The following is an 11,980-nucleotide window of genomic DNA, read 5'->3' as shown; positions in this document are numbered from 1 at the left end:
GGCCTTTGAACCTTCTCAATCACATTTGCCATGGTGAATGTCTTCCCTGAACCTGTTACACCGAGTAAGACCTGATGCGACACATCCTGCTTTATGTTTTTTACAAGTTTTTTAATTGCCACAGGCTGGTCGCCTTTTGGTACATAGTCGCTTACAAGTCTAAATCTGCCCATGATGTTATATTCTAATGTTCTTTCGGTCCCTTGTCAAAGTAGATTCCCATGGGCAAGCCCGTGGCACTATACATACGCTTCGCGTTAGCAACTGAAGCATTCACCCACGCCTGAAGGCGTGGTCCTCTGTATGCTTGCGTAGTTCGTGGGAATCTACTTAAGCAAGCACCGCGAGCAAGAAGGGGAGTTAAACGTATTATGGGTGATCAGTATTTTACCCACAAGCCAATCATATTGTGATATAAAAAGAAATATAGAATTTATATATCATCCAAGGAGGCACAATGGCCAGGGTGATCCATGCCGTAGCGACCCTTGAGATATACGAAATAAGGCCCCTTGCCGACTTCGGGCAGGGATGGGAGAAGTCAATCGGATAAGGTTGCCGGGTATACCCTGCATTTTTCCCCCATATTTTCATTACAAAATCATCTGGGGCAGATTTTGTTATCTGCCCCAGAACCCTTTTTAGAGTTTAAAGATTAAAAGTAATGAAACAACGAGAGAGTATATTACAAGTGATTCAATCATTGCCAGACCGATAATCATCGGGGTCACTATCTTTCCTGAAGCACCAGGATTTCTGGCAATACCATCCAGCGCAGAAACTATACTCCTTGACTGTGCAAGAGCCCCACCAAAGGCTGCAATCGCAAGACCAAAACCAGCAGCAAGTGCTATCACTTGTTTAACCTGTGGATCAAGCCCTTTCGCCTCTTCAGCAGCCATTGCAATACCAGAAGAGAGACAAACAAAAACTCCAAAGAGTATAATGACTATTACCAATCTTTTCATTAAATCTCACCCCTTTCTTTTATATTTTTAATGTTCTTCATGAGAAATTGCCCCTGAAAAATATGCCATGGATAAAAGCATAAACACAAATGTCTGAACAAACGCTACAAACAGACCGAGGAACATGACCGGTAAGGGGATTATTAATGGGACAAGCCCAAAAAATATAGTCGTCACAATATGGTCGCCTGTTATATTTCCAAAAAGCCTCATTCCAAGCGACAACGGTCTTGCGAGATGCCCTATAAGTTCAATGGGAACCATCAATGGTGCCAGCCACCAGAAAGGCCCCACAAACTGTTTTAAATACCTTATTCCATGTTCCCTGAAGCCATAATAGTGCGTCATCACAAATACTGTAAGTGAACATGCAAATGTGGTGTTTACATTATCTGTGGCGGGTAAAAATCCAGGCACAAGCCCGGAAAGGTTATTAAAAAGGATAAAAAGGGCAAGGGTTCCAACTATTAATGTAAACTCCTTACCTCTTGGGCCCATCGTATCTACTATAATATCGGAAAGTCTTTCCACCAGTATCTCAACAAAATTCCTGAATGTAAACTTTGGCTCAGGCACTATTTCATCTTCAGTTCTTTTCAGCTGCCTATAGCCCAAAATCACAATAATGAGAATTATTATAGAGACTATGATGGCATTCGATACATGGGGGGGTAGACCTTTTAAAAAGGGGAATAAAGAAGCCCATGTAAATACTTCATGCCCCATCCTTTTGCCTCCTTTTTTCTACCGGGTTAAACACAATAAAAATCTGGTTTATCACAATAGAGAGGAATACAGTTGACAACCCAATGAGAAAAAAAATTACATCTATATTACCATATATGATTATTATTACAACAAGCCCCACAAAAACAAGAAATTTCAACGGAAGTTTTATAAGGATATCCTTTTTACTAACAGTGGATCCCGAAAATCCACCCTCTATTATTTTTTTTAACAATCTGAAATTCAACGTCATTATAGAGCTTGCCACTGCAAAGCTAAAAAGGTACTTGAACTCCCTCATTATCACTATCGACAGAATTGACCCTAAAACAAGAATTATAACATTTATACGCTCAATATCACTTATTGTTGTCTCTTTCATTTTCCCTTTTAACCCTTTTCAGCAATGTGTATATCGTTTTTAGCGCTGCCACTATACCAAAAATCATAAAAATGACTGTCAGGTAAGGATATGTCTTAAAATAAGAATCAAGGAAATAACCAATGGCTACCCCTATAGCAACGGAGAGCCCCATCTCCAAGCCAAGCGAACTGTAGCTTATAAGAGACCTGACCACATCCTTCTTGCTGTCTAATACAGACATAATCATTACAAGACCATCTTTTTTAACATACAGACCCCTTTTAGTCAATGTATTTTTGTCGTTTAAAACTTCGGTATATATAGGCAAATTTGTCCATTATAAACAAATAAAATATAATGAAGTTGAATAAACTTATTTACTGAAAAGAACCAGCTTATTATATGGGAACAAATAATTACCTAAAAAGGGCAATTGCCGTATCTTCTCCTCTGAAGATACAATTATAATAATCCTAAAAAATCCACAAAGAAGTCAGGATGAACACTACACGTCCAATTGTTTCTAATCTATGGGACAAACCCATAGGTACTTACTTTTTCAATAAGGCCCTACTCTCTCCAATAGGAAATACAGGAAAGGTTTCAAATACCAAAATGTCTATCCATGCAGCTCTACTGGCTATGAGTCCTTTGGCATCAGTATCAACAACATTTATAACTCTACATCCCTGAAGATCAAAAAATTCGCAGATTACCTTTACCCCTTTTGGCCATTTATATTTTTCTCTTCTTTTTCTTACCTCTTTTTCATCCTCAGGTGCCCATGTACAAATATTCATAAAAAACATATCAATCCCTCCTTTTGCATAAATTTTATTTCTTCTAACTATAATTATACCAGAAGAAAAATTATTTTAAATAAGAATAAAATTTATTTTGAATTTTTCTCTACTGGTATGTTATAAACAATCACCTTTGGGCCGTTAGCTCAGTCCGGTAGAGCAGCTGACTCTTAATCAGTTGGTCGCAGGTTCAAATCCTGCACGGCCCACGTTAAAAATCAACCACTTACAAGACTCCTTCTCTTCTTATTGATGTGAAATTGTGAAGTAATTGTGAAGTGGAGTTTTGATTATCGTTTAAAACACTGTCCAGAATATCAAGCGCCTTCACATTGTGAGAGGGTGCAAGATGAGCATAACGTAATGTCATGGTGAGGGTCTTATGCCCTAAGAGTTCTTTGACAGTCGTTATGTCAACCCCTGCCATAACAAGATGACTGGCGAATGTGTGACGGGCATCATGAAACTTAAAATCTCTTATCCCTGCTTTTCTTAATGCTGTACCAAAGGAACGTTTAACCTCCTTGTACCTCTCGCCGGTCTTTGGATCATAAAACACATATCCACCGTCAAGCCTTCTCGGTAATGCTTCAAGCGTTGCCCTCAATGTGTCGTTTATTGGTATTTCCCGCCGTTCTCCGTTCTTTGTTACGTCCAGAAGAATAAAGCCATGTCTGAGGTCTACATTATCCCAGCGTAACCCCAAAATTTCACTCTTCCTCATGCCTGTATTCAGGGCCATAATTACAATCGGTTTTAAATGTGAATCACAAGCATTGATTAGAGCCTGACATTCTTCTTTCGACAGATACCGTAATCGCCGATTATTTTCTTCAAGAAGCTTCACCCTTTTTATGCATTTCATGGTTCCTTCATCAACCATATTCCAATCACAACCCTTGTGGAATGCATGTTTGATTGTAGCAATAAGCCTGTTGACTGTTGCCGGTTTATTCCCTTTTTGTAATCGCTCTGTCTGAAAATGTTCAAGCATCATGGTATTGAATTGTCTTAAGGGAATATTACTAAAGGCCTCACCTAACTGCTTGACAAAGTTCCGCTTACTCTTAAAGCATCTTTGCCTTTCACACCATTTGAGGTATTCTGTTGCAAGCTCCTGAAAGGTATAATTGACCATCTTCTTGACTTCCGGTTCTATCCCTACCATAACATCAGCTTTTCTTTTCGTAAGAAAATCAATGGCCATGTCATAGTTGATGAATCCTGTGCTTTCTCTTACCACCTTCCCGGTTACAGACTTATAAGCACACCACCAGACATTACCACGCTTATAAAGACCTTTTACTTTTCTTGCCATGCTTTTCACCTACCTTTCCTTTTTCGTTTTCTTGTAATTCCTTTTCAATGCGGTCTAACAATAAACATAATATTTTTGATGGATTTCTATCACCTCCTTTCGGCATGTAGATATAGTCCTTATGAACACCAACAAGCTCACCCAATACCCTTTTGGATAGCGTGAACGTTTTTCTCAATCCTCTGATTTGTCTCGGTGTCCATTCACTCACACTATATATTTATAAGCCTACTATGTTTGTTCATCAAGGAAAAAATAATTTATTATTCACTTCACAATTCACTTCACATACTCGAATAACATATTGATAATTCATAGGTAATTTTTACAATCATTTGATATACAATCAAGTGGTCACCTGACATTTTTCATCAATTTAAGGTAAGGTGAAGGCATTAGTTCTACATTCTTAATCCATTGGTCGATATGTGACTGCCTGAACCTCACATACTTACCGACCTTGAAGTGTGGCAACATATAAAGGTTATTATCTATCCATGAAACACCAACCTTGAGATATTGAGAAAGCTCTTTTTTGTCAAAGATAACGTCCCCCCGGTGGTCCTGCTTGGGCAACATAGGTTTTAGCCTTTCAAATAATCTATCAACAATCAATTCAAGATCATGTTCTTCAAGCTCAAGTTTCATTTAAAACCCCCTAAAAACATTTATTCTCACCCTTGTATTACTTCTTTTCTTCTAAAGAATTAACCTCAAGGTCTTGTTTCTCTATCAGAGGGTTCTTGCTTTTCTATTGGAGGGTTAATCTTCCCTGTAAGAAAAATTTCAAAAAAAGGTAATACATATGTAGAAAAAAATATAAAGGAGGCATAACATGTTAAAACTAATCGGCGAAGTCGAGAAGAACCAAAAAGAAAGAGTCAGGGTAAGTCTTGCGGAGTATCAGGGTTACCTGTCTGCCAGCCAAGCAGGCAAGTATGTTGATTGCCGGGTATATTTCACGGATGATAAGGGCGAATGGCTTCCGACAAAGAAGGGTGTTACCTTCAACGATGAAACTATCGACGAGGTAATCCCACTGTTGCAGAAGGCTTCAAGGGCACTGGAGGGATGATATGTCAAAAAAATATACCTCTCTTACCCGACCAATAAAGGAAATACCGAAGGATGAACTTAAGCGCATTCTTGCAGGGGTGAAGCAATCAGAGCTGATCCGGTCTATTATTCTCAATGAAAAACAGTTTCTCTCTGCGGATACCGATAGAAGTTTAAGACGGTTTTGGTATTTCACAGTAAAACCTGTTCTTGAAAAATTGGGACTGCTCACAGAATCCGACCAGACTGAAGAAGGTCTCACCCGGTGGGACGCTGAATTAAGCAGATATATGGCTGAACTTGTACGCATGGGTGTTCTCACGTATAAAGACTTAAAAATAGTGGATACAAGCAGGCGGCGGAAAAATCCAATAAATCAATATCAGGTTGATTCCTTGAGTACTTTCGGTTATCTGGTAAACTCCGCACCGTATCCCAATATTATCGTGTCAACAGAAAAGGATACCGCATACCCAATTATTGAACAGCTTGCAGACCTGTTCGGTCTCTCCTGCATCAGCGGAAAAGGTCAGAATGCTCTTGCAGCAATGGAGGGGTTGATAAGAAATATGGGGACCATCACCGATGATATTTATATTCTCACCCTCACCGACTATGACCCTTCAGGATATTCTATCGCTGAGACCTTTCAGAATCAGGCAGACGATATTGTTAAGGCACTACCATTTAGATGTCAATGTCCATATTGAACGATTAGGTATAATACCAGACCAATTGACCAAAGATGAACTTGAAAATAACCAGTACACGCCGAAACCTCAAGGTCTTGAAAAATGGCTTGCTCAAACCGGCGGAATCAATGGAAAACCGAAAGGGTTAGAACTTGATGCGCTCTCCGATGACAGGATACGGGAAATATTTGTGACTGGTGTCAAAAAACATATTGACCCTGAAATCTATCAAAACATGATTAAGGAAGGTTATATCCGATCAAAAGCGCTTGAGGCGATACAACCAAAGGTTGAGGCACTGATAACCAGCATTATCAATCAGGAATTCAATAATGTAATTCAAGACGATGTGGATATGGTGAAGTTAGCTCTTGACGGATACGACAGTATACCAGTGGATGAATTATGCAGGGACACGAGGGATAACGAAATATACGCTTTGGCAGAATCCTATTTTAAATAACTTGTGAGGTAAAGCATGTATTTAGTGGATACCAAAGTTGTGATAAAATAATATGACGGAGGTTGCAGCATGAGGGATGTTTCGTGTCCACTATTGACATCAGGGGTCAGTAATTAAAAAGACAGGGGTACTGGAACATAACAAATTCTGCGTTATTGATAATAAACGGGTAGTTATGGGTAGTTGGAACTATTCAGCGAATGCCCAGAAACAGGATAATTCGATGGTGGATTTATCGGGATGCAATGGCATTATAAAAAGCTTCACAGATGCATTTGAGAGGATTTACCAGAGAGATAAATAGACGCTAAGCATACCATGAACCCCGATGACAGTCCCTACTACTCCATAGAATTTATCGAAGAAGATGGAAAGCTCTATGTCCTGTTTTACAATGCAGATCGAGAAATGGTAGCAAAGAAAGAAATTCCACAGGGTATAACAATAGAAACCTACCTGGAAAAGATGCAGAATAACTGACATTCAGTGCTATGAACAATTCCTTCCTGTAAGAGAGTTTTTGCTATCTTTGCTGGATATTCAACATTTCAATTAGTATTCAATTATCTGATATTCAACTGTGACAGAAAAAACCGCTTGACAACTTGTTGAAACAGCAGCAAAATGGAAACAAAAAAGGATGAAACACTTTATCAAATACCAAAAGGTAATAAATGAGCCTTGCTAAACAATACTCAAAAGAAGAACGAAAAATAAATGGAGTATTTTATACTCCAACATTTCTTGCTGAATATCTCGCAAAGAAAATCGTTTATTATTGGGGAAAGACCAAAAGTATTTCAGAAGTGTTAGACCCTGGCTGTGGGGGCAGCATACTATTACAATGTTTTGCGAATGAAATATTATTAAATAAACGAATTAAAAGTTTACCTAAAATTGTTGGAATTGATAAGGATATCAATGCAGTTATTGGTTCTACCAAAATTTTTGCCAATAAACCATTAAAACAATTTACTACTAAATTCATAAATACAGATGGTTTATTTCCTGCAAAGGATAAAGACTCTGTTAATGGATGGATTAATTTAAGAAGAGAAATAGACTGTCAAGATGGTTTCGACATTTCTCTAAGTAACCCTCCTTGGGGAGCTGATTTAAATATCTACGATTTATTAACTTTGAATCACAATTTTACCCTTGCAAAAGGGCAGTTTGATATTTATGACTTATTTATTGAAATAATTCTTAATAATCTTAAAGACGGCGGAATTTATGGTTTAATCCTACCTGATTCTGTATTTAGTCAGGAGCAATCAAGGCTACGAGTTCTCTTAACGACGAATACAACCATTCATTTAATTGCACGATTAGGGGAAAAAATATTTAGTGAAATCAATAGAGCGTGTATCATAATTATAGGAAGAAAGACTAAAGCACAAAGCGACCATGCCGTTGATTGCTTCAGACTTTCTTCAAACTACAAAAAAAAGGTTTTGTCTAATGAATTGGCTTTGGAGGATGCCGAAAAAGAATTGTCACATAAAGTTCCGCAAAGAAGGTTTATAGAAAATGATAAGTGTATTTTTGATATTGATTTGAAAACTGAAGAGGAAAAAACCTTTGATAAGATTCAGAACACAGGCATTTTATTTAAAAACATAGTAATGAACATGAGAGGAGCAGAAATCTCCAAGAAAGGGATAGTTTGTCAGTGCCAAAAATGTAGGCATTGGATGCCTTACCCAAGGGCAAAGAAGCCAAAATGTACGCATTGCAATTCATCGTTAAACTTAGATAATATTAAAACAGATAAAATAATTATGAATCGCAATGGAGTTGGAAATGCTAAACTCAAAGTGGGTGAGGATTTATATCGTTATACATCTATCTCAAAGAGTTGGATTAACACTCATAAGAAGGGGATTAACTACAAAGATATAAGTATTTATCAGGGGGGGAAAATACTTGTTAGAAAAACGGGTGTCGGTATAACTGCAAGTATAGACTATAATAACTCGATTACAAACCAAGTAGTTTACATACTGAAATTAAAGCCTACTTATAACAAGAAGTTGTCGATTGAGTTTGTTTTAGCAGTTCTTAATTCAAGAGCAATTACGTACTACCTCATAAAGAAATATGGTGAGAATGAATGGAAATCCCATCCATACCTTACGCAGACAATACTGGTAAATTTACCATTTCCTAAAATTGATTTTAACTCAAAAGTAGATAGAAATTTAATTAGCAAAGTTACAAATACCATCAAATCTGAAGTTGTTAGTTCCAAAGAAAAAAATATTTCTAAAGCAAATGATTTAATAATTGAAAGGGTTGTTGCTTACTTCTTCAAGTTAAAACGCAAAGACTACAAAGTAATTTTTGAAACATTAAGTTCTGCTCAGCAACTTATTCCAATAAAAAGATTATTAAATTGCGACTATAGGGAGATTTTTAAAGACAATGGGTTTTAGATATATTGGTTCCAAGGACAAACTCGCAGATATTATTATTTCTGAAATCAGAACTATCAACAAAGAAGCAAAACATATAATTGATTTAATGGCGGGGACTGGACTTTTTTCTTTTGCGTTGAGGGAGGCAGGATTTCAGGTTACTGCGGTTGATGTAATGACTTATTCATATCATCATCTGAATGTGCACCTTTTTTTGAGTGAACCACCCGCATTCAAGGGGATAAAAGCAATTAAAGATATTGAAAAATACCAAACCATAAATTTGTTTGGAGGAAGTAACTATGAAACAATACTGAATTATCTAAATAATTTAAAACCCATTAAGGGATATTTTTATAAAGAATTTAGCCCTGATGGAAAAGCATCAAACACTAAGAAACCAAGGAAATATTTTACTTCAAATAATGCAGCTAAAATTGATGCCATTAGAAAAGAAATTAAAAGATTCAAAGAAATCAAAATTATTGATGAAATGGAACATTCTTTGTTACTTCACAATTTGATGATGGCTACAAATGATATAGCAAATATCGCAGGAACATATGGTCATTATTTGTCTAAGTTTATTAAAAGGGCTGAAGACCCAATAAAACTGCACCCTTCTTCGTTCTCAATGTTAGGGGAATTGAAAGGACACAAAATTTACATAGGATATGCAGAGGCAATATCAAAAGACTTATCGGGTGACCTCTGCTATATTGATCCCCCTTATATAAAAAGGCAATATGCAGCTAACTACCATATCTTGGAAACTATCGCCAGAGAAGATGAACCTATAGCAATCGGTGATAGTGGATTAAGACCTTGGCGAGATCAGTATTCAAATTTTTGTTCTAAAGTAAAAATTCGAGATTCTTTCGATAAAATATTAACTAATATAAAATGTAATGATTTTCTAATCAGCTACAGTGAAGACGGGTTGCTATCCATTAATGACCTGATTTCTTTTCTCTCAAACTATGGTAAGGTAGTAATAAAAGGAATAAAGTATAAAAGATTTAAGAGTAACAAGAGCGAGAAAAACCCCACACTACAAGAGTATTTAATTCATTTGAAGTTAAATTAGTCCTTAAGACTTTTTTTGACAGTCTTGGTGTGGTCGGCATGCCAAGTTATTACATATTCCTTTTCGTTGATAGTAATTTTTAATTTATTATCTATTATTTTAGATAGGTCAATTGGCGAGACATTGGCATAATGCAACATTCTATGGATTAAAGGGCTTACAACAATTGCATTGGCATATGAATCTGAACCGTTATCGCCTAAAGGAATTAAATGATGAATCTCAGAATATAATTCACCATTTTTCCTTTTAAAGGTTAGATTATCAGATGATATTTGACACTTACCTTTATAGAGTTTTTTTAAGTTTTTAACAATTTGGCTATTTCTTTGGCGAATTTTATAAATTCTCTGTATGAAGTCTGGTTGAGCATCAGATTGTTCAAGTTCTTCAAGTTTTGGTGAAGTATCTTCAAAAACAAAATCTTCTTCTTTCTCTTCTTCTGTTTTAATTTGATTCTTAACTGTCTTAGCATCGAAATAAAATGGCCAATCTTTATCTGCTGTATCAATTAGAACTTTACTCTTGAAATCGATATAGCCAGCAGTATTTTGAAACATTTTTTTGAGAGAATCGTTAACTGACCAGTTTTNCAGTTGTCTTAACAATATAAACTACAAGATTATCAACATCTGCCTTATAATCAACTGGGAATGAGTTATCTGGATGCCAAGAGGGAACACGGTTCGATGATCTACTATAAATTTTTTGAGATGAAACACTGACCGATTGCTCCCGTCTTTGATAAATTCTCAACTTTTTAGGGTTCTGTAATCCTAAACTATTAATAGTAAAATCCCATTGTGGTCTGTTTTTGGCTCCAGTGCCGGTGTTTTGTCCAAGAAATTTAAACCACTTCTCTAATAGGATATCAGCAGTTGGGAAATCTATGTATGATTGACCGCCACCTCCCTGCTCTTCGCCCCCTTTTTTGTTTATGTGCCTAAAGTCTGCATATGTTAAACGTCTGAAAACTAAGCTATCTACTCTTTTTTCCATATTTCCTGCAATTTTGGTTATGATTCTCCTTGATTAAACCTTCTCCACCTTTAAAGAAATGTGTATTAATAATTTCCCCTATGTCGTTATCCTACAATTTACAAAAGTTTGCAACAGAATATTTTTCAGTAGTCCTTGCTTTAACAGGACACTTATACAGTCACTATCGACATCACATATTGATTTCTTCCGTAATAGAGCATTATAAGATTTTTCTTGAAATACACAAGTAGGGGTGGTAATCAATAGATTAATAGGTCATAGGTTTTGAGAGCAGGATAACTGGAATCAAAACTTATGGGGATTATGTATATGATAAATGCATATTCACTATTATACAGAATGATAGGACATTTTCGAAGGTTTTTTGGCGACTTTTTCTTGAAATCCTACGATTTAGGATCACAAACCCACAGCGAATACAGAATATGCTTAAAAGATAATGTTATAAGTGAAAAGGAGTAAAAATGGAAACAGTAATTCCATATACGCCCCCTGCTTTTCAGTCAAATGGGTTTAATTGTCCTTTTTGTCATGCATTTTCAAAGCAAGAATGGGGGCATCCAAACAGAATCGTAAGCAGTCAGAATTATGGAAATGATATTAATTTTGCAATTTGCAGATGTGATAGATGTGGGCAATTTTCAACATGGATTAACAAAAAACTTGTCTACCCTCCGTCCCTAATAGCTCCTCCACCTAACCCTGATATACCAGAAGACATAAAATTCGACATTGAGGAAGCAAGAGCAATTTTATCGAATTCACCACGAGGGGCTTCTGCATTATTACGGTTAGCAATCCAGAAATTGTGTGCATTCCTGGGTGAGAAAGGAAAAAATATAAATGATGACATTGCATCTTTAGTTAAAAAAGGGTTACCAATAAAAGTCCAGCAGGCGTTGGATATTGTGAGGGTCGTTGGCAATAACTCGGTTCATCCTGGGCAGATTGATCTAAAAGATGATATTGAAACAGCGAACAAACTGTTTGGTTTAGTAAATTTGATTGCAGATGTAATGATAACACAACCAAAACACGTTGAAGAATTATATGAGACAGTTGTTCCAGAAACACAGCGTGAAGC

The 11,980-nt window shown here is 36.5% G+C and carries 18 protein-coding genes and 1 tRNA gene; 9 read left to right on the top strand and 10 right to left on the bottom strand.

Annotation, left to right across the window (positions count from 1 at the left end; genetic code table 11):
* From NTU69_12045 to NTU69_12020, 6 genes are all read right to left on the bottom strand, one after another.
* A partial coding sequence (locus NTU69_12045) for a DEAD/DEAH box helicase family protein (GenBank protein MCX5804238.1) occupies nt 1–173 on the bottom strand: 173 nt, incomplete at its 3' end.
* Between the two features lie 468 nt (nt 174–641).
* The gene (locus NTU69_12040) at nt 642–902 is read right to left on the bottom strand and encodes an ATP synthase F0 subunit C (GenBank protein MCX5804237.1); all 261 of its coding nucleotides are present in this window, start codon (nt 900–902) and stop codon (nt 642–644) included.
* A 93-nt stretch (nt 903–995) separates the two neighbouring features.
* Nucleotides 996–1,694, bottom strand: a complete 699-nt coding sequence (gene atpB / locus NTU69_12035) for a F0F1 ATP synthase subunit A (protein MCX5804236.1) — start codon at nt 1,692–1,694, stop codon at nt 996–998.
* On the bottom strand, nt 1,684–2,076 hold the full coding sequence (locus NTU69_12030) for a hypothetical protein (GenBank protein ID MCX5804235.1): 393 nt from the start codon (nt 2,074–2,076) through the stop codon (nt 1,684–1,686). Before NTU69_12030 ends, atpB begins: the two co-directional genes overlap by 11 nt.
* Nucleotides 2,054–2,347, bottom strand: a complete 294-nt coding sequence (locus NTU69_12025) for an AtpZ/AtpI family protein (GenBank protein MCX5804234.1) — start codon at nt 2,345–2,347, stop codon at nt 2,054–2,056. Before NTU69_12025 ends, NTU69_12030 begins: the two co-directional genes overlap by 23 nt.
* A 262-nt stretch (nt 2,348–2,609) precedes the next feature.
* Entirely contained in the window at nt 2,610–2,867 is a 258-nt protein-coding gene (locus tag NTU69_12020) for a hypothetical protein (GenBank protein MCX5804233.1), read from the bottom strand.
* A 129-nt stretch (nt 2,868–2,996) separates the two neighbouring features.
* On the opposite strand from NTU69_12020, the gene NTU69_12015 reads away from it, so the two are divergent.
* Nucleotides 2,997–3,070, top strand: a tRNA-Lys gene (locus tag NTU69_12015).
* A gap of 17 nt (nt 3,071–3,087) precedes the next feature.
* Here NTU69_12015 and NTU69_12010 read toward each other — a convergent pair.
* The 3 genes from NTU69_12010 to NTU69_12000 form a co-directional block, all read right to left on the bottom strand.
* Nucleotides 3,088–4,179, bottom strand: coding sequence for a site-specific integrase (locus NTU69_12010; GenBank protein MCX5804232.1), 1,092 nt, complete (start codon nt 4,177–4,179; stop codon nt 3,088–3,090).
* Nucleotides 4,151–4,390 carry a hypothetical protein gene (locus NTU69_12005; protein ID MCX5804231.1) on the bottom strand — a complete coding sequence of 80 codons (240 nt, stop codon included), beginning with the start codon at nt 4,388–4,390 and terminating at the stop codon, nt 4,151–4,153. Before NTU69_12005 ends, NTU69_12010 begins: the two co-directional genes overlap by 29 nt.
* A 143-nt stretch (nt 4,391–4,533) precedes the next feature.
* Nucleotides 4,534–4,827: a helix-turn-helix domain-containing protein gene (locus NTU69_12000; protein MCX5804230.1), complete on the bottom strand. Its 294-nt coding sequence runs from the start codon at nt 4,825–4,827 to the stop codon at nt 4,534–4,536.
* A gap of 187 nt (nt 4,828–5,014) precedes the next feature.
* Here NTU69_12000 and NTU69_11995 point away from each other — a divergent pair, with 187 nt between their 5' ends.
* The 7 genes from NTU69_11995 (at nt 5,015) to NTU69_11965 (ending at nt 9,894) form a co-directional block, all read left to right on the top strand.
* Nucleotides 5,015–5,254, top strand: a complete 240-nt coding sequence (locus tag NTU69_11995; protein ID MCX5804229.1) for a transcriptional coactivator p15/PC4 family protein — start codon at nt 5,015–5,017, stop codon at nt 5,252–5,254.
* Between the two features lies 1 nt (nt 5,255).
* Entirely contained in the window at nt 5,256–5,945 is a 690-nt protein-coding gene (locus NTU69_11990) for a hypothetical protein (GenBank protein ID MCX5804228.1), read from the top strand.
* Nucleotides 5,946–5,970: 25 nt separating this feature from the next.
* Entirely contained in the window at nt 5,971–6,390 is a 420-nt protein-coding gene (locus NTU69_11985; protein ID MCX5804227.1) for a hypothetical protein, read from the top strand.
* Nucleotides 6,391–6,520: 130 nt separating this feature from the next.
* Nucleotides 6,521–6,694 (top strand): phospholipase D-like domain-containing protein, encoded by a 174-nt coding sequence (locus NTU69_11980; protein ID MCX5804226.1) that lies wholly within the window; start codon nt 6,521–6,523, stop codon nt 6,692–6,694.
* A gap of 14 nt (nt 6,695–6,708) precedes the next feature.
* Nucleotides 6,709–6,870 (top strand): hypothetical protein, encoded by a 162-nt coding sequence (locus NTU69_11975; GenBank protein MCX5804225.1) that lies wholly within the window; start codon nt 6,709–6,711, stop codon nt 6,868–6,870.
* A 194-nt stretch (nt 6,871–7,064) separates the two neighbouring features.
* The gene (locus NTU69_11970) at nt 7,065–8,825 is read left to right on the top strand and encodes an N-6 DNA methylase (GenBank protein MCX5804224.1); all 1,761 of its coding nucleotides are present in this window, start codon (nt 7,065–7,067) and stop codon (nt 8,823–8,825) included.
* Nucleotides 8,815–9,894: a DNA adenine methylase gene (locus NTU69_11965; protein ID MCX5804223.1), complete on the top strand. Its 1,080-nt coding sequence runs from the start codon at nt 8,815–8,817 to the stop codon at nt 9,892–9,894. Before NTU69_11970 ends, NTU69_11965 begins: the two co-directional genes overlap by 11 nt.
* On the opposite strand, the gene NTU69_11960 is transcribed toward NTU69_11965, so the two are convergent.
* The gene (locus NTU69_11960) at nt 9,891–10,454 is read right to left on the bottom strand and encodes a hypothetical protein (protein ID MCX5804222.1); all 564 of its coding nucleotides are present in this window, start codon (nt 10,452–10,454) and stop codon (nt 9,891–9,893) included. The genes NTU69_11965 and NTU69_11960 overlap by 4 nt on opposite strands.
* Nucleotides 10,455–11,360: 906 nt before the next feature.
* Here NTU69_11960 and NTU69_11955 point away from each other — a divergent pair.
* The coding region (locus NTU69_11955) for a DUF4145 domain-containing protein (protein ID MCX5804221.1) at nt 11,361–11,980 on the top strand (620 nt) is incomplete at its 3' end.

The sequence above is a fragment of the Pseudomonadota bacterium genome, assembly GCA_026388215.1.
Lineage (GTDB): Bacteria > Desulfobacterota > Syntrophorhabdia > Syntrophorhabdales > Syntrophorhabdaceae > JAPLKF01.
Note: the sequence above shows the minus strand (reverse complement) of the source record. Positions and strands in the feature narration are given on the sequence as shown.

What these genes read in the sequence shown, in the direction of transcription:
- NTU69_12040 (MCX5804237.1), bottom strand. Translation starts at nt 902, where the DNA reads ATGGCTGCTGAAGAGGCGAAAGGGCTTGATCCACAGGTTAAACAAGTG.
- atpB (MCX5804236.1), bottom strand. Translation starts at nt 1,694, where the DNA reads ATGGGGCATGAAGTATTTACATGGGCTTCTTTATTCCCCTTTTTAAAA.
- NTU69_12030 (MCX5804235.1), bottom strand. Translation starts at nt 2,076, where the DNA reads ATGAAAGAGACAACAATAAGTGATATTGAGCGTATAAATGTTATAATT.
- NTU69_12020 (MCX5804233.1), bottom strand. Translation starts at nt 2,867, where the DNA reads ATGTTTTTTATGAATATTTGTACATGGGCACCTGAGGATGAAAAAGAG.
- NTU69_12010 (MCX5804232.1), bottom strand. Translation starts at nt 4,179, where the DNA reads ATGGCAAGAAAAGTAAAAGGTCTTTATAAGCGTGGTAATGTCTGGTGG.
- NTU69_12000 (MCX5804230.1), bottom strand. Translation starts at nt 4,827, where the DNA reads ATGAAACTTGAGCTTGAAGAACATGATCTTGAATTGATTGTTGATAGA.
- NTU69_11995 (MCX5804229.1), top strand. Translation starts at nt 5,015, where the DNA reads ATGTTAAAACTAATCGGCGAAGTCGAGAAGAACCAAAAAGAAAGAGTC.
- NTU69_11990 (MCX5804228.1), top strand. Translation starts at nt 5,256, where the DNA reads ATGTCAAAAAAATATACCTCTCTTACCCGACCAATAAAGGAAATACCG.
- NTU69_11975 (MCX5804225.1), top strand. Translation starts at nt 6,709, where the DNA reads ATGAACCCCGATGACAGTCCCTACTACTCCATAGAATTTATCGAAGAA.
- NTU69_11970 (MCX5804224.1), top strand. Translation starts at nt 7,065, where the DNA reads ATGAGCCTTGCTAAACAATACTCAAAAGAAGAACGAAAAATAAATGGA.
- NTU69_11965 (MCX5804223.1), top strand. Translation starts at nt 8,815, where the DNA reads ATGGGTTTTAGATATATTGGTTCCAAGGACAAACTCGCAGATATTATT.
- NTU69_11960 (MCX5804222.1), bottom strand. Translation starts at nt 10,454, where the DNA reads ATGTTTCAAAATACTGCTGGCTATATCGATTTCAAGAGTAAAGTTCTA.